This is a genomic window from Thermomonas sp. (assembly GCF_025993755.1).
Classification (GTDB): domain Bacteria; phylum Pseudomonadota; class Gammaproteobacteria; order Xanthomonadales; family Xanthomonadaceae; genus Thermomonas.
On sequence record NZ_JAMQHN010000062.1, the window covers coordinates 26,677 to 46,195 of the forward strand.

17 protein-coding genes and 1 tRNA gene are annotated in these 19,519 nt (G+C 67.9%); 17 read left to right on the top strand and 1 reads right to left on the bottom strand.

What is annotated here, in order from left to right:
• The first annotated feature begins 149 nt into the window (after nt 1-149).
• The 3 genes from ppnN to Q0X16_RS04565 all read left to right on the top strand — a co-directional run bounded on the left by ppnN (nt 150) and on the right by Q0X16_RS04565 (nt 3,927).
• Nucleotides 150-1,529 (top strand): nucleotide 5'-monophosphate nucleosidase PpnN, encoded by a 1,380-nt coding sequence (gene ppnN / locus Q0X16_RS04555; RefSeq protein ID WP_297831137.1) that lies wholly within the window; start codon nt 150-152, stop codon nt 1,527-1,529.
• Between the two features lie 199 nt (nt 1,530-1,728).
• Nucleotides 1,729-2,664, top strand: coding sequence for a two-component regulator propeller domain-containing protein (locus Q0X16_RS04560; protein ID WP_297831140.1), 936 nt, complete (start codon nt 1,729-1,731; stop codon nt 2,662-2,664).
• 105 nt (nt 2,665-2,769) lie between these two features.
• Nucleotides 2,770-3,927, top strand: coding sequence for a GGDEF domain-containing protein (locus Q0X16_RS04565; RefSeq protein WP_297831143.1), 1,158 nt, complete (start codon nt 2,770-2,772; stop codon nt 3,925-3,927).
• A 168-nt stretch (nt 3,928-4,095) separates the two neighbouring features.
• Here the strand turns inward: Q0X16_RS04565 and Q0X16_RS04570 are convergent.
• A tRNA-Val gene (locus Q0X16_RS04570) sits at nt 4,096-4,170 on the bottom strand.
• Nucleotides 4,171-4,344: 174 nt separating this feature from the next.
• Between Q0X16_RS04570 and Q0X16_RS04575 the strand changes: the two genes are divergently transcribed.
• The 14 genes from Q0X16_RS04575 to Q0X16_RS04640 all read left to right on the top strand — a co-directional run.
• Nucleotides 4,345-5,061 carry a polysaccharide biosynthesis/export family protein gene (locus Q0X16_RS04575; protein WP_297831146.1) on the top strand — a complete coding sequence of 239 codons (717 nt, stop codon included), beginning with the start codon at nt 4,345-4,347 and terminating at the stop codon, nt 5,059-5,061.
• A gap of 24 nt (nt 5,062-5,085) precedes the next feature.
• Nucleotides 5,086-7,401, top strand: a complete 2,316-nt coding sequence (locus tag Q0X16_RS04580; protein ID WP_297831149.1) for a polysaccharide biosynthesis tyrosine autokinase — start codon at nt 5,086-5,088, stop codon at nt 7,399-7,401.
• Between the two features lie 4 nt (nt 7,402-7,405).
• The gene (locus Q0X16_RS04585; RefSeq protein WP_297831152.1) at nt 7,406-8,965 is read left to right on the top strand and encodes a DnaJ domain-containing protein; all 1,560 of its coding nucleotides are present in this window, start codon (nt 7,406-7,408) and stop codon (nt 8,963-8,965) included.
• Nucleotides 8,962-10,272 carry a hypothetical protein gene (locus Q0X16_RS04590; RefSeq protein ID WP_297831154.1) on the top strand — a complete coding sequence of 437 codons (1,311 nt, stop codon included), beginning with the start codon at nt 8,962-8,964 and terminating at the stop codon, nt 10,270-10,272. Before Q0X16_RS04585 ends, Q0X16_RS04590 begins: the two co-directional genes overlap by 4 nt.
• Nucleotides 10,273-10,315: 43 nt before the next feature.
• Complete coding sequence (locus Q0X16_RS04595) at nt 10,316-10,738, top strand: hypothetical protein (protein ID WP_297831157.1); 423 nt, start codon at nt 10,316-10,318, stop codon at nt 10,736-10,738.
• Nucleotides 10,739-10,923: 185 nt separating this feature from the next.
• Nucleotides 10,924-12,336, top strand: a complete 1,413-nt coding sequence (locus Q0X16_RS04600; protein WP_297831160.1) for an O-antigen ligase family protein — start codon at nt 10,924-10,926, stop codon at nt 12,334-12,336.
• Between the two features lie 120 nt (nt 12,337-12,456).
• Nucleotides 12,457-13,809: a nucleotide sugar dehydrogenase gene (locus Q0X16_RS04605; RefSeq protein ID WP_297831163.1), complete on the top strand. Its 1,353-nt coding sequence runs from the start codon at nt 12,457-12,459 to the stop codon at nt 13,807-13,809.
• A 2-nt stretch (nt 13,810-13,811) separates the two neighbouring features.
• Nucleotides 13,812-14,789 carry a UDP-glucuronic acid decarboxylase family protein gene (locus tag Q0X16_RS04610; RefSeq protein ID WP_297831166.1) on the top strand — a complete coding sequence of 326 codons (978 nt, stop codon included), beginning with the start codon at nt 13,812-13,814 and terminating at the stop codon, nt 14,787-14,789.
• 133 nt (nt 14,790-14,922) lie between these two features.
• Nucleotides 14,923-15,408: a transcription termination/antitermination NusG family protein gene (locus Q0X16_RS04615; protein WP_297831169.1), complete on the top strand. Its 486-nt coding sequence runs from the start codon at nt 14,923-14,925 to the stop codon at nt 15,406-15,408.
• Nucleotides 15,409-15,538: 130 nt separating this feature from the next.
• Entirely contained in the window at nt 15,539-15,898 is a 360-nt protein-coding gene (locus Q0X16_RS04620; RefSeq protein ID WP_297831171.1) for a MarR family EPS-associated transcriptional regulator, read from the top strand.
• Nucleotides 15,895-16,881, top strand: coding sequence for a UDP-glucose 4-epimerase GalE (galE, locus tag Q0X16_RS04625; RefSeq protein WP_297831174.1), 987 nt, complete (start codon nt 15,895-15,897; stop codon nt 16,879-16,881). Before Q0X16_RS04620 ends, galE begins: the two co-directional genes overlap by 4 nt.
• A complete protein-coding gene (locus Q0X16_RS04630) occupies nt 16,878-17,735 on the top strand; it encodes an ABC transporter permease (RefSeq protein ID WP_297831177.1) in 858 nt (285 codons plus the stop codon). Before galE ends, Q0X16_RS04630 begins: the two co-directional genes overlap by 4 nt.
• Nucleotides 17,735-19,033 (top strand): ABC transporter ATP-binding protein, encoded by a 1,299-nt coding sequence (locus tag Q0X16_RS04635; RefSeq protein ID WP_297831179.1) that lies wholly within the window; start codon nt 17,735-17,737, stop codon nt 19,031-19,033. Before Q0X16_RS04630 ends, Q0X16_RS04635 begins: the two co-directional genes overlap by 1 nt.
• Nucleotides 19,023-19,519 (top strand): methyltransferase domain-containing protein (locus Q0X16_RS04640; RefSeq protein WP_297831182.1); only part of this gene is annotated, 497 nt, incomplete at its 3' end. The genes Q0X16_RS04635 and Q0X16_RS04640, both read left to right, overlap by 11 nt.

The following is a 19,519-nucleotide window of genomic DNA, read 5'->3' on the forward strand; positions in this document are numbered from 1 at the left end:
CGGAGTGTCGGCTTCAGACAAACGCCCGGGTTTTCCCGGGCGTTTTCTTTGCGCCACCGCGAGCTTTCTTTCCCGGCCATTGGACCGGATGCATCGTGCTTTATGCCCTGGGTTAGACTCTCCGTCCTATGGATGACCACAACCCGAACATGCCGCAGAGCGCAGCCGGCTCCACCCTCCCCACTGTTTCCACCCACATCTATCCGCGCGGCGCGCTCGACGTGCTTTCGCGCGAGGAGGTCGCGCGCCTGCGCGATGCGTCCGGCGCCGGACTGCACGACCTGCTGCGCCGCTGCGCGCTGGCGGTGCTCACCTCCGGCAGCGCCAACGACGATCCGCGCGCCGCCCAGGAGCTGTACCCGCACTTCGACATCGAGGTGAAACAGCAGGACCGCGGCGTGCGGCTGGAGTTGCGCAACGCGCCGGCGATGGCCTTCGTCGATGGCCAGATCATCCGCGGCGTGGCCGAACTGCTGTTCGCGGTCGTGCGCGACCTGGCCTTCTCCGCGATCGATCCCGACAGCGCCTCCGAGCCGGACACCACGGGCGGCATCACCGACGCCGTGTTCCGCCTGCTGCGCAACGCGCGGGTGCTGTTTCCGACCGATCCGAACCTGGTGGTGTGCTGGGGCGGCCATTCGATCGGGCAGGAGGAATACAAGTACACCAAGCAGGTGGGCTACGAGCTGGGCCTGCGCGGTCTGGACATCTGCACCGGCTGCGGCCCGGGCGCGATGAAGGGGCCGATGAAGGGCGCCACGATCGCCCATGCCAAGCAGCGCCGTCGGCGCACCCGCTACATCGGCATCACCGAGCCGGGGATCATCGCGGCGGAATCGCCCAATCCCATCGTCAACCACCTGGTCGTCATGCCGGACATCGAAAAACGCCTCGAAGCGTTCGTTCGCATGGGTCACGGCATCATCGTCTTTCCCGGCGGCGTCGGCACCGCCGAGGAAATCCTCTACCTGCTGGGCATCCTGCTGCGCGAGGAAAACGCCCACCTGCGTTTCCCGCTGATCCTCACCGGCCCGACCGGCGCGGCGCCGTATTTCGAGCAGATCGACCGCTTCATCCGCCTGACGCTGGGCGATGCCGCCGCCGAACGCTACGAGGTGATCGTGGCCGACCCGCCGCGGGTGGCCTCGCGCATGCGCGCCGGCATCCAGCAGGTGCGCGAGCAGCGCATCGCCCAGAAGGATTCGTTCTTCTTCAACTGGGCGCTGCAGGTGCCGCTGGAGTTCCAGCAGCCGTTCGCGCCGACTCACGAGCGCATGGCCGCGCTCGACCTGCACCACGGCCGCAAGTCGCACGAACTGGCCGCCGACCTGCGCCGCGCGTTTTCCGGCATCGTCGCCGGCAACGTCAAGGAATCGGCCATGCAGCAGATCGAGGCCCGCGGCCCGTTCGAGATCAACGGCGATCCCGACATCATGCGGGCCCTCGACGCGCTCCTGTGCGCCTTCGTCGCCCAGCGCCGCATGAAGATCTCCGGCGACTACCGGCCTTGCTACCGTGTGGTCGCCTGAACGCGGAGGGGGATGATCCCGACGCTTCAGGGCCCCACCAGGGCTCCAGCGACTCCATTCTCCCTCCCGTGTGATTCGAAACCATCGACCGACCGTCAAAGCGGGGATCGTCAAGCCATGAGATGGCGATTTCCGGATCGCAGAGGGGGATCTGCGCCCCGTCGGTGCCCAGGCGGGCACCAAGGGCCTCATCACGCAGATGGCCGAAACGCCCGACGGCACGCTGTGGCTGGGGGGACACACGCTGCGGCGCCTGCAGGGCCTCGGCGGCACCGCCACCGAGGATTCGCAGGAGCGCGTGCCCCAGGTCCGCGTCATGCGCCTGTTGAGCAATGGCGAACTCTGGGTCGGCACCCACGCCGATGGCCTGTATCGGCTTGGCGCCGACGGGCGTTGGCTGACGTCGCCCCCGCAGCTGCGGGGCGAAATGGTCACGGCCATTTTCGAGGACCGCGAACGCAACGTCTGGGTCGGCACCCAAGGTGGATTGCACCGCTTCGCGCTGGCGCCGATGGGCACGATCGAATCCAATCCCACGCTGCCAAGCCGCTTGTTGTCCTCGGTGGCCGCCGCACCCGATGGCCGGATCTGGGTCGGCAGCTACGGTCGCGGCATTGTCGAGATCGCGCCGGATGGCCGCAGCCGGACGTTCACCAGCGCTTGCGGCAGCGCCGTGCTGGGGCTGCTGTTCGAAGCACCGCGGTCGCTGTGGATCGCCAGCGAGCAAGGCCTGTGCGAATGGCGCGTCGATGGCCGCGAGATCCGGCATGAGGACGGGCCGGCGCTGGCCTTGGCGCCGGCGATCGGCGGCGGCTTCTGGGTGCAGGGCCAGAGCAGCCTCGAACGCTGGCTGGGCGGGCGGCGGCAATCGCAGCGTGCCATCGAGCCGCGCGTGCCGCTGCAACTCCTGGACCAGGGCCCGAACGGGCTTTGGCTGGCCAGTGACCGTGGCCTGTCGCGAGTCGATGGCGCTGGCCGGGAAACCGTCCTGGAAACGCAGCCGCAGGTCATCTCGCTGCTGGCCGATCCCGGGCAGGGCGTCTGGTACCTGCACGGCCAACACCTGATCCTGCGCGATCGGGACGGCGCAAAGCACGTGGCCACCGCTTTTCCCGGGGCCTGGCTGCTGCTGTAGGACGCCCGCGACGGACTCTGGCAGATCGGATCCAGCGGAGCGCTGCGCCTGGATCGGGCGGCGCTGCGGCAAGCCCTGCGTGACGGACAACCACCCCCGGCCGGCGTGCGCTTCGGGGACAGCGACGGTCACGGCGGCCTGCGCCCGAACCTGGTCGGTTCGCCCTCTGCGACGACCTTGCCGGAGGGCCGCGTCGCCTATGTCGGCTACGGCAAGCTGCGCATCGGCCTGCTGGCGCAGGCACCGCGCGCGGCAGTGCCCGTGGCAGCGCAGATCCTCGGCGTGCAGTCCCCCGGCGCTGGCAGCGTGGCATCGGGCCACCGCTTCTCTCCGGAACAGCAGCCGCTGTCGTTCCGCTTCACCGCGCCAGGCCTGCGCGACCCGACGGGCCTGCGGTTCCGGTATCGCCTGCTGCCGATCGAACAGGCATGGAGCGCACCCACGGCCGAACGCAGCCAGGGTTATGGCCTGCTTGCGCCGGGCGAATACGTGTTCGAGGTGCAGGCGCTGGTTCCGGACGCAGTCGCCCTGCCGCCCGCCCGGTTCGCCTTCAGCATCCTGCCGCGTTGGCACGAGACCCGATTGGCCCGGGCTGGTTTCGTGCTCGCGTCGGTCCTGCTGGTCGCCCTGCTCACCGCGCTGGCGCTGCGGCTGCGTTTCGCGCGCCTGCGCGCGCAAAAGCGGCAGCTTGAAGCCGAGGTCGCCGCGCGCACCTTGGCGCTTTCGGCCGCCAACGAGCAGTTGCAGTCGCTGGCGCGGACCGATGCGCTCACCGGCATCGCCAACCGTCGCTGCATCCTCGAGTGCTACGCCGAAGCCTGGGCGCGCGCACGGCGCGAACGCAAACCGTTGGCGGCGCTGATGGTCGACGTCGACCACTTCAAGGCCTACAACGACCGCCATGGCCACGCTGCGGGGGATGCCGCGCTGCAGGCGGTTGCCACGGCTCTGGTCGCTTGCGCACGCCAGCCAGGGGAGCATGTCGCGCGCTACGGCGGCGAGGAGTTCGTCGTCCTCCTGCCGAACTGCAGCCAGGAGGAGGCGCTGCGGGTGGCCGAACGGATGCGCCAGGCGGTGTCGGGACTGAACATCACCCACCACGGCCATCCGGACAGCGACCATGTCACGGTCAGCATTGGCGTTGCCGTCACGGTGCCGGACTCCGACGACGCCGAAGCCTTGCTCGCCCGCGCCGACGCGGCGTTGTACCGCGCCAAGAATGGTGGCCGCAACCGTGTCGCCGGTGAAGCGGAGGCGTCTTGAGGAGAGTCGTGGGACCGTCCCTGCCGGTCAGTCGGTTTCGGCAAGTGCGTGGCAAATTTGTGGCAACGAAATTGTTGAAACGCCCGAAAAGTGGTCTTTCCCGGGGATTTGCGCAATCACGCAGACAACAAAAAACCCCTGCAGAAACAGGGGTTCATGTGACTTTCTTGGTGGGCGGTGCAGGGATCGAACCTGCGACCCTTGCCGTGTGAAGGCAATGCTCTACCGCTGAGCTAACCGCCCGGTGAGCCGCGCATTCTACAGGATCGCAGGTGGAGGGCAACGGTGCGGCAAGCTGTTCCTCGCCCGGATTGTCGTCTCTTCGCAGAGGGTGGGCGGGGAGTCGATGAACGGGTGGATGGGTTGCGCTGACGCGAATGCTCGGCATAATCACCAGTCCCGGAACAAGGAACGTCCATGCAGCGCCTGCCATCGCTCTGCTTGCTGTTGATCTTGACCCTGCTCCTGGCGGCCTGTGCCAGCGGGGGCGGGGCGCGTGGCGTTCCGCGCGCCGGCGCGGGTGCGGCGGCGCTGCCGCCGCCGGATACCAGCAATGCGCAGGTGGCGCTCGCCGAGGCCGTCGATTACCGGATCGGCGGCATGGATCTGCTTTCGATCGGTGTGTTTGGCGTGGACGCGCTGAGCAAGGACGTCCGGGTCAACGCCAAGGGCCAGATCTCCCTGCCGTTGATCGGCACGGTGACCGCGGCGGGAATGACGACGCAGGAACTCGAAGCCGACCTCAAACGCCGGTACTCTGAAAATTATCTGCAAAACCCGCAGGTCAGCGTGTTCGTCAAGGAATTCGCCAGCCAGCGCATCACCATGGAAGGGGCGATCGGCAAGCCCGGCCTGTACCCGATCAGCGGCAAGATCACCCTGCTGCAGGCGATCGCACTGGCTGGCGGCATCGACGAGAAGATCGCCGACCCGCGCGGAATCGTGATCATGCGCCAGGTCAACGGGCGGCGGATGGCCGCGGCCTACGACCTGCGGCAGCTGCGCAATGGTTCGATGGAAGACCCGCAGCTTTATGCCGATGACATCGTCGTGGTCGAGGAATCGGGAAGCAAGTCCGCGATGCGCAACTTCCTCCAAACCATGCCGATCCTCGGCTTGTTCCGCTGGTTCTGACGCCCCTACGAGGACGCGCTTCAAATGACAGACGACAAGCTGCCGGTCGATCCGGCGCAAGGTGGTGACCGGCTTCCAGCGCGCCAGGAACCCGCCGATCAGCGGGCGCTGGCCCTTGTGCACGGCCGCGGCGCGTTGAGCCTGTTCGAGGAACAGGCCGAGGACGAAGCCAACGAATTCGATCTTCGCAAGTACTGGCACATCCTGCTGAAATGGCGTTGGCTGGTGATCAGCATTGCCGCTGCCGTCACCGCGCTGGCGCTGGTCAACACGTTGATGACCACGCCGATGTACAGCGCTTCCGCCCTGGTGCAGATCGACAACAAGACGGCGCAGTTGACGGCGGCGGCGGCCGGCGGTGGGCAGATGGCCCCCGACTATGTCTGGGACGACGAATACCTCCAGACCCAGCTGGAACTGCTGAAAAGCCGAAGTCTGGCCGAGCGCGTCGCGAGCCGGTTGAACCTCGATCAGGCGGCGCTGGGCCGCCTCGGAGGGGCCAGTTGGGAAGCCCGCCTGCTTGGGTTGATTCGTCCACGCTCGGCCGTCTCTGCAACTGCTCCCGCCCCGACGCGACCCACGGTCGTTTCGGCGGCCCAGGCGCAAGGTCTGCGCGATGCGGTGGCCGACGTGGTGCGCGGCGGGCTGAGCGTGACGCGGGTCGACAACACCCGGCTGGTGTGGATCCGCTATGACAGCCCGGTGCCGGATTTCGCTGTACAGGTGGCCAATGCCGTCGCTGAGGAGTTCATCGCCTCGAACCAGGATCAGAACACCGGGCGTTCGAACTATGCGAAGAGCTACCTCGAAGAACAGCTCGCGACGACCAAGGCCAAGCTCGAGGCCTCCGAGCGCAAGCTGGTCGAATACGCGCGTTCGCAGGGGCTGACGATTACCGACGAAGAAGGCCGCACGCTGGCGCTGGAGAGCCTGACCCAACTGAGCACGGCGCTGGCGCAGGCCCAGCAGGCGCGGATCCGCGCCCAGGCGCGCTGGCGCAACAACGCCACCTCGACCGAACAGCTCACCGCCTCGGCGATCGGGCCGCTGCAGCAGCAGCGCGCCGTGCTGATGTCGCAGTACCAGCAGAAGCTGGCGACGTTCAAGCCGGATTATCCGGACATGGTGCAATTGCGCCAGCAGATCGACGAGATCGACAAGCAGATTGCCGCCGAGCGCGGGCGCATCGGCGGCTCGGTCAAGGCCGAATACGATGCCGCGGCGGCGGAGGAGGCCGCGTTGTCCGAGCAGGTCGAGCAACTGCGGGCGCAGGCCTTCGTGGCCAGCAGCAGCAGCATCGAATACAACATCCTCAAGCGCGACGTCGACACCAACCGCCAGCTCTACGACGGACTGTTGCAGCGTTACAAGGAAATCGGCGCCACCAGCGCGGCGGCGGCCAACAACATCAGCATCGTCGATCCAGCAAACGGCGCCGGGCGCTTCAAGCCGAACGTGACGCAGGATCTGACCCGGGGCGTCATGTTCGGTCTGCTGCTGGGCGTACTGGTCGCCTTCCTGCTCGAATACCTTGATGATACCCTGAAATCGCCGCACGACGTCGAGCAGAAACTCAAGCTTGCCGTGCTGGGCGTGGTGCCCAAGGTCAAGGTCGGACAACGGGTGGCCGAGGCCGCTTCGGATCCGCATTCGGGCTTCTCCGAGGCCTACCGATCGGTTCGTGCGGCGCTGCAGTTCTCCACCGATCATGGGGTGCCGCGCACGCTGCTGGTGACCAGCCCCGGCCCCGGCGAAGGCAAATCCACGGCGGCGCTGGCGCTGGCGCGCAACTTCGCGCGGTTGGGCAAGAGCGTGCTGCTGGTCGAAGGCGACCTGCGCAATCCATCCTTGCACCGCACCCTGGGGCTGAAGGCCGCGGCGACGGGATTGAGCGGCCTGCTGTCCGGGTCCGACGTGCTCACCAGCGTCATCCAGCCCAGCGGCGAGGACGGATTGCAGATCATCCTGGCCGGGCCGTTGCCGCCGAATCCGGCGGAACTGCTTTCCGGCTCCAAGCTGGTCTCGATGTTGACCGTGGCCATCGAGCGCTTCGACCAGGTCATCGTCGACGGGCCGCCGGTGCTGGGGCTGGCCGACGCGCCCATCCTGTCCAATTCGGTCGATGGCACCGTGCTGTTGATCGATGCCGGGCATACCAAGATCCGCACCGCGCAAGTCGCGCTCAAGCGCCTGATGGCGGCGCGCGCGCGCGTGGTCGGGGCCTTGCTGTCCCGCTACGATATCCAGAAGTCGGCCTATGGCTACGGCTATGGGTACGGCTACAACTACGACTATGGACGTGGCGCCCGCGAAGGAAAGCTGAAACTGACGAAGGGTTGAGTGGATGGACGGTGCGAACGGCACCGCGCTGGAATGGGCTCTGGCGTTGCTGCACGCGCCGGCGGAGCGCTACCGCCTGCGGCAGCGGCCGTTGCCACCCGGGGTCGGCGAACTGTTGGCGGTGGCCGCCAATGTCGCGCCGGAAGAGTCAGAAACGGCGGCGGTGCGATTGCGGGAATCGGCCGGGACGCTGCGCGAGGCGGCGCGTTTCTATGCCCGCGAAGTGCTGTTCCACGCCGAGGCCGATGCCTACCGCACGCTGGGCGTCGCGGCGGACGCCACGGTGGCGGAAATCAAGGCTCACCATCGCCTGCTGCAGGCGTGGTTGCACCCGGACCGGGAGCAGAGCGGCGACGATTCGGTGTTCGCGGCGCGCATCAATACCGCATGGAACCATCTGCGCAGCAGCGAGCGGCGCGCGGCCTACGATGCCGAGCGGGCATCGACGCGCACGGCTGCCCCCGGGGTGCCCGAGGCTGCAGGCATGGCAGCGACCCCGGGGGGGCTCTGGCAGCCTCCGGCCGCTGCGCCGGCGATGGGCCGCCGACGCCACCGGCTGCTGGTGTTCGGACTGCTGGGCGCGTGCCTGCTGCTGGGGGGGCTGGTTGTGCGCGAGAGCGAACGCACGCCCGAGCCGTGGGCGTTGACTGCAGCCGCAGCGAGTGGGGCGGATCGGTCGCTGCCTGTGCCGGAACTGCCGGCGGTCGCCTCGACCGTGGAGCGCCCCACTGAACGCCATGCGACCGGCGAAGCCAATGCGGCTCGCCTTTCGGCACCGCCGCCGGCATCGGCGGTCGGACGGCCGGAGCCTGTCCCGCACTCGGAGCCATCGCCGGCCGTGGCAGCGTCCGTCGCGCCGGAGCGGCCTGCACCGGTGCCTGTGCCTGCGCTTTCCGCAGCGACGGCATCGCCCACGGTGCGACCGCCGGGTGCGACCGGCGCCCCGAGGATTGTCGAGGCCAAGCCAGGGCGCGACAAAGCCGCGCCCGGACTCCCTTTCGCGGCACCAGCCGTCGCCGCGTCCACCGCGCCGAGCGGGCGAAACCTCGCGCCGCAGGGTCGGGAAGGCGCAGCCCCGCAGCAGGAATCGTCCACGAGGCCGGAGATCGTGAATGCCGCAGTCCCTGCTCCGCCGATAGAAGCCGCACCCGCTTCCAGCCAGGACAGCCTGTTCGGGCGTCTGCGTCAGGCGTTCGGGCGGCGCGGGCAGGCCCGGGCCGTGCCGGAACTGGGCGTGGAGGGAGACGTCGCTTTCGCCCGCATCCAGCAGGCGCGCCAGGTGGGGCAACTGCTCTTGCGCTATCTGGCGTCGGAAAACCGGACGCCGCCGCCGATATGGGACAACCCGACGATTCTCGACCGCACCGATGGACTTCGTCGTGACCTGCGGCGGGCCGGTTCGCCCCGGCTTGGGACGGCGCAGTGGCGAATCGGAAAGACCTCGGCCGCGCTGTCCTCGGATTACAGCGTCGGCGGCGTGGTCCAGGGCACCCTGACGGCGGCGATCGTCTGGCGCGAGGATCGCTGGCTGGTGACGTCCGTGGCACTGGAAACCGAGCCATGAAACCGGCGCTGCGCTGGGCCGTGGTTCTGGCGGTGCTGGCCTTCGCGATCCTTGCCGGATCCAGGGTGGTCGGCCTGCTGCAGGCCGAGCGCCTTGCCCGCAGCGACCCGCAGCGCGCCCTGCGCTGGCATCCCGGGGATCCGGATGCCCTGTGGGCCATGGCCGAGCAACGACTTGCAAGTGGAGATCATGCCGGTGCCGCGTCCGCTGCCCGCACGCTTCTTGCGAAGGAACCCTTGCAGGGGCGCGCCTTCCGGCTGCTTGCGGGCATCGATGCCGAAGCCGGGCACGAACGGCGCGCTCATGCGCTCTATGCGATCGCAGCCCATCGCGCCCCGCGCGATCCGCTCGCCATTGCCGGACTGGTCCAGGGCGATTTGCAGCACGAGGACTACGCGGCGGCGTTGCGCTGGATCGATTTCTACCTGCGCACCTCTCCGGACCGCGCCGCGGCCAGCGGGCGGGTGCTGCCACGTCTGGTGCCGCTGGCGCTCGATGGCCGCTTTGCCGATGCGATGGTTGCCGCGCTTCGCGGCAATCCACCCTGGCGCGCGCAGATGATGGGCCTGCTGTGGGGCAATTCGACGGCGGCCGAGCGCGTCTACGGCCAATTGGATCGAGAAGGCGCACTGCGTCAGGACGAGTTTGCCGGCTGGATCGATGGTCTCATTCGCGCAGGCGACTGGGACCTTGCCCATACGCGTTGGGCTGCGCATGCCCCCGGCGCCGCGCAGGCTCGTGCGGGGCTCTACAACGGCGATTTTTCCCGCGATCCGTCCGGGATCGGATTCGACTGGCGGCTGGCGCCCGGCATGGCGAGCGACTTCCAGTCGGTGCCGCGAACGACCCGCCGCGCGCTGGGACTGCGGTTCTTCGATCAGCCGGTCAGGGGCCCGCTGCTGCAGCAAAGGCTGCACCTCGCGCCGGGAGAGTATGTCCTGCAACTGCGAATGCGCGCCCGTGGCTTGCGCGGCGATGGGGCTCCGGTCTGGCAGGTGCTGTGCGCGGGCAAGGCAGGGACGATCGCCGCCGGCGACCCGCTGGACGGCGGCTTCGACTGGATCGGCAGGGAACTGCGGTTTCAGGTTCCGAAGGAAGGCTGCCCAGGGCAGACCCTGCAATTGACCAGCCTGGTCCAGTCCCGGAACGGCCAGCGGATGGCGGGCGAGATCTGGATTGACGATGTCCGCATCGAGCCAGGCCCGCCCACGGCATCTGCGCCCGACGGAACCGTGCCCATCCCGTCGCCTGCCGGCCAACTTCAGCCAGCCAGCCTTGACAGCGCTTCCCGGAGAACCCTAAAGTGACACAACGCGTCTTTGCGTTGCGAACCGTGCAAAGGGAATTTCCATGAAAAAACTTGCGATTCTTCTTGCTGCCTCCAGCCTGTTGTTCGCGGGCGTGGCCTGCGCGCAATCGCAGGAAAACATCACCCTGCGGATCAAGAACGGCTCGGTCATGACCAGCAGCGGCGGCGATTTCATGACGGCGCAGTCCGGTCAGGCGCTTTCCCAGGGCGAAAAACTGTCGGTCAGCGCCGACACCCATGCACAGGCGGTCTACGATCGCGGCACCGCGGACACCAGCGACGATTGCGTCATCGAATTCAAGGCCGCGGGCGTGTACGAGGTGCCGGGCGACTGCAAGCCGGCCGGTGCGTGGCAGGCCAACTCCAGTGGCGTCAACATGTGGATCGTGGCCGGCGTGGTCACGGGCCTCGGGATCGAGCTGGGTTCGTCGAGCAACACGGCTGTCAGCAACGGCGGCCTGTGAGTCGAACGGGCGCTCGTGCGCCAACCTGACGTGAAGAGCGGGGCGGATCGCAGGGTCTGCCCCGCGTCGTTTGCGGTATTTCCCCTCGCCATCGATCTTGTCTGCGGCGGATCGGGATGCGTACTGCGCTGCGCGCAGGCAAGGCGCTTCCGCGCATCCGGCCCTCAGTACCAAGGGTGGCTTGCTTGAATCGACTGTCCGCCGCCTGCGACGGCTCCATCGGAATTGCGGCCTGGCTGTCCGCCGGCTGTCTCGTTCTCCTGTTGCTGGCATCGTGGCTGCTGGGCGGTCTCACCCACGACAGCAGTTGGCACGACGAAGGGCTGCAGCTGCTGGCGCTTCCGGCGCTGGTCGTGGCAGTGTTCTTGCTTGCGCGCAATCCGCCGCAAACGCGACTGGCCCGCGGGGCGCTGGCGGTCATGCTGACCGCCTTTGCGGCCGTGGCCCTGCAACTGGTCCCGCTGCCGGAAGGGCTATGGAAGGCATCGGCGCCGCGCGTCGAGTTGGCCCGGGATCTTGTCGCCGCAGGCGTGCCCTCAAGCGTGTGGCACTGGACCCTGACCCCGCATGGCACCGAGGCCGCGCTGTGGCGGATGTTGCCGCCGCTGGCGGCGTTTCTGTCCGGGCTGGCTCTGGCGCGCGGGTTCCGGCGTGGCGTGCTGCTGTGCGTCGTGCTGTTGTCGCTGGCCAATCTGGGATTGGCATTCCAGCAGGCGGGCCTGCCGCAGAACAGCCCCCTGCGCATCTATCCGGTCATCGATGGCGTGGCGATGTTCGGTGGAATCTTCATCAACCAGAACCACTTCGCCACCGCGCTGGTGATCGCCATGACGCTGGCGCTGTGCCTGGCGGTGGACGCCTGGCGCCGGCGCGTTCGCGGCACCCGCAAGCACGAGTTGCACGCCCTGGCCCTGGCCGGTCTGGCGGCCATCTGCATGGCTGCGGTGCCTTTGACGGCCTCGCGTGCCGGTATCGCGCTGGTGGCGCCGGTGCTGCTTGGCGGGCTTGTGCTCACCGGACTGTTGCGCCTCGACCGCCTCCTGAAGCGACCGGCGTTTGCGGTGACGGCGGCGGCGCTGGCTGTCGCCATGGCCTGGGTGTTCCTGCGTTGGCTGGCCGTTGCCAGGGCGCAGGATCCGCGATTCCTGATTGCCGATTCGACCTTCCGTCTCGGGCTGTCCTATCTGCCCTGGGGCAGCGGTGCTGGCAGCTTCACTCCGGTATTCGAAACCGACCTGCCCAAGGCGCTGTGGATTCCGCAGTACGTCAATCACGCCCACAACGAATTCGCCCAATGGTGGCTGGTCGGCGGCCTGCCGGCGATGGCCGTCGTCGCGGCCGGGCTGGTGGTGTTCGTGCTGGCGGGGCTGCGGCTGCTGCGGCTGCACGGCAGGCGTCCGATGGCGGTGCTCGCCTCCGGCTGCTGGATGGCCGTCGCCGCCGCATTGGCCCATTCCTGGGTCGATTTCCCGCTGGGCACCACCGCACTGGCCGTCACCGTGTCCCTGCTGGGGGGCGTACTGTTCGCGTGCCTGGACGAGCTGGCGGTCGACAGGGAGCCGCAGCGTGCGCCGAGGCAACGCGCTGCGTCAGGATGAACTCGCGGGCACGCCGCGGCGACGCGATACCATGCGCAGCCGCCATTCGCGGATTGCCCCAACGACGCCCGCACGGCGAAAGCCGTTCCCCACGCAACGACTCATTCACCGGAACCCTCGATGCCATTTCCCGAACACCCCCGCATCGCCATCATCGGACTCGGCTACGTCGGCCTGCCGTTGGCCATCGAATTCGGCAAGCGCCATGACACGTTGGGCTACGACCTCGATGCTGGGCGGATCGAGGCATTGCGGCGCGGTCACGACCGCACGCTGGAAGTTTCCGCGGAGGAACTGGCGGCCGCGACGCGGCTGCGCTACAGCGCCGAGCTCGAGGATCTGCGCGATCGCAACGTCTATATCGTCACCGTGCCGACTCCGATCGACGCGGCGAGACGTCCCGACCTCACTCCGCTGGTCAAGGCCAGCGAGGCACTCGGTCGCGTGCTGGCCGCGGGCGATACGGTGGTTTTCGAATCCACCGTCTATCCAGGCTGCACCGAGGAAGTCTGCGTACCGATCCTGGAGCGGGTGTCCGGACTGCGCTACGAGGCCTCGGATCGCGCGCCGGACGTCCTCGCTGGGGTCGCGGCCGCGGATGCGGCCCCCGGTCGCGAACCTCCCGCAGGCACCTTCGCCATCGGCTATTCCCCCGAGCGCATCAACCCCGGCGACAAGGCCCACCGCGTCACCACCATCAAGAAGGTGACCTCCGGCTCCACGCCCGCCACCGCCGACTTCGTCGATGCGCTCTACGCCGGCATCATCGCCGCCGGCACCCACAAGGCGCCGTCGATCAAGGTGGCCGAAGCCGCCAAGGTGATCGAGAACACCCAGCGCGACCTCAACATCGCACTGGTCAACGACCTCGCCATCCTGTTCCACAAGCTCGGCATCGACACCCACGACGTGCTCGAAGCCGCCGGCACCAAGTGGAATTTCCTGCCGTTCCGCCCCGGGCTGGTCGGCGGCCACTGCATCGGCGTGGATCCGTATTACCTCACCCACAAGGCGCAGGAAGTGGGGCACCACCCGCAGGTCATCCTCGCCGGACGCCGCACCAATGACGGCATGGGATCGTTCGTCGCCGATCGGACCTTGCAGCTCATGCTGGCCAGGTCCATCAATCCGATCGGCGCCCGCGTGCTGGTCCTCGGGCTGGCGTTCAAGGAAGACTGCCCGGACCTGCGCAACACCCGCGTGGTCGACATCGTCGACACCCTGCGCGGCTACAACATGCAGGTCGATATCCACGACCCGTGGGCCGATGCGGGCGATGCCCGCCACGAATACGGGCTGGAGTTGCTGGCGCGGCCGCAGCCGGGCCAGTACGATGCCATCATCCTCGCGGTCGCCCACCGGCAGTTCCGGGACTGGGGCGGGGCAGGGGTGCGCGCGCTGGGCAAGCCCGATTGCGTGGTGTTCGATGTCAAGGCGGCGCTGCCGCGCGAAGCGGTGGACGGGAGACTGTAAGGATGCGCAACTACGAAGCGCGCAAGCGCGTGCTGGTGACCGGGGGCGCGGGTTTTCTCGGCTCGCACCTGATCGACCGCCTGCTGGACCGTGGCGACGAGGTGATCTGCGTCGACAACCTGTTCACCGGCAGCAAGCGCAACGTCGAGCATCTGCACGGCCATCCGCGCTTCGAGTTCGTCCGCCACGACGTCACCTTCCCGCTCTACATCGAAGCCGACGCGATCTTCAACCTGGCCTGCCCGGCTTCGCCGATCCACTACCAGCACGACCCGGTGCAAACCACCAAGACCTCGGTCCACGGCGCGATCAACATGCTCGGGCTGGCCAAGCGGCTGCGCTGCCGGATCTTCCAGGCTTCGACCAGCGAGGTCTACGGCGACCCGTCGGTGCATCCGCAGACCGAGGCCTACTGGGGCAACGTCAATCCGATCGGGGTGCGCTCCTGCTACGACGAGGGCAAGCGCTGCGCCGAGACCTTGTTCTTCGACTACCACCGCCAGCACGGGCTGGACATCAAGGTCGCGCGCATCTTCAACACCTACGGACCGCGCATGCACCCCAACGACGGCCGGGTGGTGTCCAACTTCATCGTCCAGGCCCTGCGCGGCGAGCCGATCACGATCTACGGCGAGGGCCAGCAGACGCGCTCGTTCTGCTATGTCGACGACCTGGTGGAGGGCTTCCTGCGCCTGATGGACACCGAGCCTGGCTTCACCGGCCCGGTCAACCTCGGCAATCCCGGCGAATTCACCATCCGCGAGCTGGCGGAAAAGGTGATCGCGCTGACCGGCTCCGGCTCGACGCTGGCGTTCAAGCCGCTGCCGGCCGACGATCCGCTGCAGCGCAAGCCGGACATTGCCCTTGCGCAGGAGAAGCTCGGCTGGCAGCCGCAGGTGGCGCTGGAGGAGGGCTTGCAGCGCACCATCGGGTATTTCGACGACCTGCTGGCGGGCCGGCTGGACAAGCCGACGGTTTGACGGTGGCAGGTGCAGAGAGGATCCTTCCGCCTTGCGGGCGGGATTTCCGATCTTGTGAATGCGGTCGCGCTCCGCTAGGATGCGTTCACGTCTTGAACGCATGGAGCCCCGCAGCGTGCGGTACTGGTTCGCCGTGACCACCAAGCCCCGGTCGGAAGGGCTGGCGTTCGAAAATCTCCAGCGTCAGGGCTATGCCTGCCTGTGGCCACGGGTTCGAAGCGCGCTGCGCGGACCGGGTGGCATGCGCGAGCGGGTCGAATGCCTGTTTCCCAACTACCTGTTCCTGCACGCCGACCCCGAGCGCGAATCGCTGGCGCCGGTGCGCTCCACCCGCGGCGCGCTCGGCCTGGTGCGCTTCGGCGGCCAGCCGGCGCGGGTGCCGGAGGGTGTGATCGAACGCATCCGCGCGCGGATCGACGCCGACGACGGGCTGGTGCGTCTGGAAACCCCGGAACTGGCGCCTGGCGATCGGGTGCGGGTGCGCCAGGGGCCGCTGTCGGGCGTCGAGGGCATCTTCATGGCCGAGAGTGGCAACCAGCGCGTGCGCCTGCTGCTGGACCTGCTGGGCAGCACCCGCGAAGTACTGCTGCCGCGCGCGCAGTTGGCGCTGCGCGTGTAGCGGTTGGCTGCACGTCCACCGCGGGCCTCCGGCCCGTGGCGGAATGACAATCCGTGCCAAGCGGGCCCGCGGCGTGCCCCCGACCGCAGGGCGGTAGCGTGCCTGAAGGCGGCGTTTGCAAGACGCAAAGTTGAACGACGAACTCCGATTGAAGCTGCTGCGCCTGCTGGCCGAACGGCCGGCGATGAGCCAGCGCGAGCTGGCGCAGGCATTGGGGCTGTCGCTGGGCAAGACCAATTACAGCCTGCGCGCCCTGATCGCCCGCGGCTGGGTCAAGGCCAACAATTTCCGCAGCAGCGGCAACAAGCGCGCCTACGCCTACGTGCTGACCCCGAGCGGAATGCAGGCCAAACTGGCCACCGCCGCTCGCTTCCTGATGGCGCGGCAGGCCGAATATGCGCGTCTGGAGCGCGAAATCGCCGAACTGCGGGCGGATGTTGCACGGCAACCTGCTGCCGACGCCGATTCGAGGAGCCTGAGGGACGCATGACCACCGTTCTCGTCACCGGCGGCGCCGGCTACATCGGTGCCCACGCCTGCAAGGCGCTGGCGCGGGCCGGCTACACGCCCGTCACCTACGACAGCCTGGTCCACGGCCATGCCGATGCGGTGCGCTGGGGGCCGCTGGAGCAGGGCGACATCAGTGACCGCGCCCGCCTCGACGCCGTGCTCGCGCAGTGGCGGCCGGCGGCGGTGATGCACTTCGCCGCCTACGCCTACGTCGGCGAATCGGTCGAAAACCCCGGCAAGTACTGGCGCAACAACGTCGCCGGCACGCTGACCCTGCTCGAAGCGCTGCGCGACCACGGCATCGGGTCCTTCGTGTTCTCCAGCACCTGCGCCACCTACGGCGTGCCGCAGCGGCTGCCGCTGACCGAAGACCACCCGCAACATCCGATCAATCCCTACGGCATGACCAAGCTCGCGGTCGAGCGCATGCTGGCTGATTTCGATGCCGCCCACGGCCTGCGCTCGATCAGCCTGCGCTACTTCAACGCCGCCGGCGCGGACCCCGACGGCGAAACGGGGGAAAGCCACGACCCGGAAACCCACCTGATCCCGCTGGTGCTGGACGCCGCCGCCGGCCGCCGCGCCGGCATCACCGTGTACGGCAGCGACTATCCCACGCCGGACGGCACCTGCGTGCGCGACTACATCCACGTCAGCGACCTCGCCGAGGCCCACGTGCTGGCGCTGCGCGCGCTGCTGGCCGGCGCCGGCACCACCGCCTACAACCTCGGCAACGGCCGGGGCTTTTCGGTGCGCGAAGTGATCGACTGCGCGCGCAGCGTTACCGGTCGCCAGATCGCCGAAACCCCCGGTCCGCGTCGCCCGGGCGACCCGCCGGTGCTGGTGGGCGATGCCGGCCGCATCCGCAGCGAGCTTGGCTGGGCGCCGAAGCACGTTGAGCTTGCGGCCATCGTCGGCACCGCCTGGCGCTGGCACCAGTCCCGGCACCCCGATCCTGCATGAATCCACCCGACGCCCGCGACGCGCAGTTCGACCGCGCCCACCTGACCGAAATCAGCGCGTCCGGCAACTCGCTGCGCGCCGAGCTGCGCGAGCTGTGGGCCTACCGCGACCTGCTGGTGCTGCTGATCCAGCGCGACGTCAGCATCCGCTACAAGCAAAGCGCGGTCGGCATCGGCTGGGCGGTGCTGCAGCCGCTGCTGACCACGCTCATCTTCACCGTGGTGTTCGGCAAGTTCGCCAAGCTGCCGTCGGAAGGCTACCCCTACGCCCTGTACACCATGTGCGCGATGGTGCCCTGGACCTTCTTCACCCGCGCGCTCGGCGGCGCCAGCACCAGCATCGTCACGTCCTCCAGCATGATCACCAAGGTGTATTTCCCGCGCCTGGTGCTGCCGATCAGCAAGACCGTTTCAGGGCTGGTCGATTTCGCGGTGGCGTTCGGGATGCTGATCCTGCTGCTGCTGGCCTACCGGGTGACGCCCAGCCTCGGCCTGCTGCTGCTGCCGCTGTTCGTGCTGCTGGCGCTGGCCACCGCGCTTGGCATCGGCCTGTGGCTGACGGCGCTCAACGTGAAGTACCGCGACATCGGCCTGCTGGTGCCGTTCCTCACCCAGATCTGGATGTACGCCTCGCCGATCGCCTATTCCAGCCAGATCGTGCCGGCGAAATGGCTGTGGCTGTACAACCTGAACCCCATCGCCGGCGTGGTCGAAGGCTTCCGCTGGGCGCTGCTGGGCAAGGCGGCCCCCGCGCTCGGCCCGATGGCGCTGTCCTGCACGATGGTCGTGCTGCTGCTGGTCAGCGGCTTCTGGTACTTCCGCCGCACCGAGCGCGAGTTCGCGGACAACATCTGATGAGTACCGCCGTCAAGGTCGAAGGCCTGAGCAAGCGCTTCCTGCTGGGGGAAAGCATCGAGCACACCCTGTCCAGCCGGGTTGGCGACCTGCTGCGTGGCAGGGGCTTGCGGCGCAGCGCCGGGCGCGAGGAATTCTGGGCGCTGCGCGACGTCAATTTCGAAGCCGAGGAAGGCCAGGCGCTGGGCATCATCGGCGGCAACGGCGCCGGCAAGTCCACTTTGCTCAAGGTGCTGTCGCGGATCACCCCGCCGACCGAGGGCCGTGCCCGCGTCAAGGGACGCCTGTCCAGCCTGCTGGAAGTCGGCACCGGCTTCCACCCGGAGTTGACCGGGCGCGAGAACGTGTTCCTCAACGGCGCAATTCTGGGCATGCGCAAGGCCGAAGTGCAGCGCAAGTTCGACGAGATCGTGGCCTTTTCCGGCGTCGAGAAATTCATCGACACCCCGGTCAAGCGCTATTCCTCCGGCATGTACGTCCGCCTGGCCTTCGCCGTCGCCGCCCACCTGGAACCGGACGTGCTGATCATCGACGAGGTGCTGGCGGTCGGCGACGCCGACTTCCAGAAGCGCTGCCTCGGCAAGATGGGTGAAGTGGCCAGCCAGGGACGCACCGTGCTGTTCGTCAGCCACAACATGGCGGCAGTGCAGAAGCTGTGCCAGCGGGCGGTGTGGATGCGGGACGGGCAGGTGGCGCAGATCGGGGCATCCGAAGAGGTCATCGGCGCCTATATCGGCGCGTCCAGCCCCAGGGAGAACAGAGGGGAGTCATTGCGCCCTGGCTATCTTTACCAATCCGATGATGGCGAGGAGGCCGGCAGCGAGGCCCGGGTGACCTCCCTGCAACTGTTGGACATGTGCGATCGTCCACTGCAGGCAGCCGCGACGTTCGAGGCGCTCAAATTCAGAATCGAATTCTCGACGCCACGCCTCTATCGGAGTTTTTCCGCCGTGTTGCAGGTCACGACGGCAGACGGCGTTCCGCTCCTGCTTACCTCGACCTCACCCGACCAACAGCTGGCATTCTCGGTGTCGGAAGGTCGCTACGTGATCGATTGTGATTTCGAGCGATTTCCGCTCGCGGCGGGGGAGTACCTGCTCGGGCTGGGATTGGCCATTCCCGGCGTCGAGTTTGTCTGGCGCGACGATGCCGTGTGCCGATTGCACGTGGTGCCCAGGGACGTCTTCGCATCCGGCTTGCCACCGGCGTCCAACCGCTACCTCGTGGCCACGCCGCACCGCTGGGGCGCGTTGCGTGAGCTTGATGCTTTCGATGTGCGGGAAGCGCATGGAGGATGAAGTCCGCTGTCGCAGTTGCGGTGGCGATGGCTTGGTCGACCTCGGTCCGATACCCGGAAGTCAGGACGAACGGGCTTCCGCCCAGGCCCACCTGTACCGGTGTCCGCACTGCGCGCTGGGGCAACGCCATCCCATTCCGGATGCGGCCGGCATCGCGGCGTTGTATGCCGATGCCATGCCGGAAGAAATGGCCTACGTCTACGAGGACAATGCCGCGTGGGCACTGGCGAGAAACATGCTGGTCAAGCGTCTGGTGTCGGTGGAATCACCCAATGTCCTCGACGTCGGTTGCCATACCGGTCGCTTCCTCGCGGGCTTGCCCAAGGCGTGGCGACGCTTCGGGGTCGAGAATCCTGGCCCACCTGCCGACGCAGCACGCCGGGACAACCAGGTCGAGATCATCGCTGACTGGATCGAGACGGTCGGGGGCGAATGGGATGCACGGTTCGACGCCGTCAGCCTGTTCGACGTGTTCGAACACGTCCC

Excerpts from the sequence above, each read along its gene's own strand:
- Q0X16_RS04590 (WP_297831154.1), top strand. The coding sequence starts at position 8,962 with ATGAAACCGGCGCTGCGCTGGGCCGTGGTTCTGGCGGTGCTGGCCTTC.
- Q0X16_RS04630 (WP_297831177.1), top strand. The coding sequence starts at position 16,878 with ATGAATCCACCCGACGCCCGCGACGCGCAGTTCGACCGCGCCCACCTG.
- Q0X16_RS04635 (WP_297831179.1), top strand. The coding sequence starts at position 17,735 with ATGAGTACCGCCGTCAAGGTCGAAGGCCTGAGCAAGCGCTTCCTGCTG.
- Q0X16_RS04575 (WP_297831146.1), top strand. The coding sequence starts at position 4,345 with ATGCAGCGCCTGCCATCGCTCTGCTTGCTGTTGATCTTGACCCTGCTC.
- Q0X16_RS04560 (WP_297831140.1), top strand. The coding sequence starts at position 1,729 with ATGGCCGAAACGCCCGACGGCACGCTGTGGCTGGGGGGACACACGCTG.
- Q0X16_RS04595 (WP_297831157.1), top strand. The coding sequence starts at position 10,316 with ATGAAAAAACTTGCGATTCTTCTTGCTGCCTCCAGCCTGTTGTTCGCG.
- Q0X16_RS04610 (WP_297831166.1), top strand. The coding sequence starts at position 13,812 with ATGCGCAACTACGAAGCGCGCAAGCGCGTGCTGGTGACCGGGGGCGCG.
- galE (WP_297831174.1), top strand. The coding sequence starts at position 15,895 with ATGACCACCGTTCTCGTCACCGGCGGCGCCGGCTACATCGGTGCCCAC.
- Q0X16_RS04580 (WP_297831149.1), top strand. The coding sequence starts at position 5,086 with ATGACAGACGACAAGCTGCCGGTCGATCCGGCGCAAGGTGGTGACCGG.
- ppnN (WP_297831137.1), top strand. The coding sequence starts at position 150 with ATGCCGCAGAGCGCAGCCGGCTCCACCCTCCCCACTGTTTCCACCCAC.
- Q0X16_RS04585 (WP_297831152.1), top strand. The coding sequence starts at position 7,406 with ATGGACGGTGCGAACGGCACCGCGCTGGAATGGGCTCTGGCGTTGCTG.
- Q0X16_RS04605 (WP_297831163.1), top strand. The coding sequence starts at position 12,457 with ATGCCATTTCCCGAACACCCCCGCATCGCCATCATCGGACTCGGCTAC.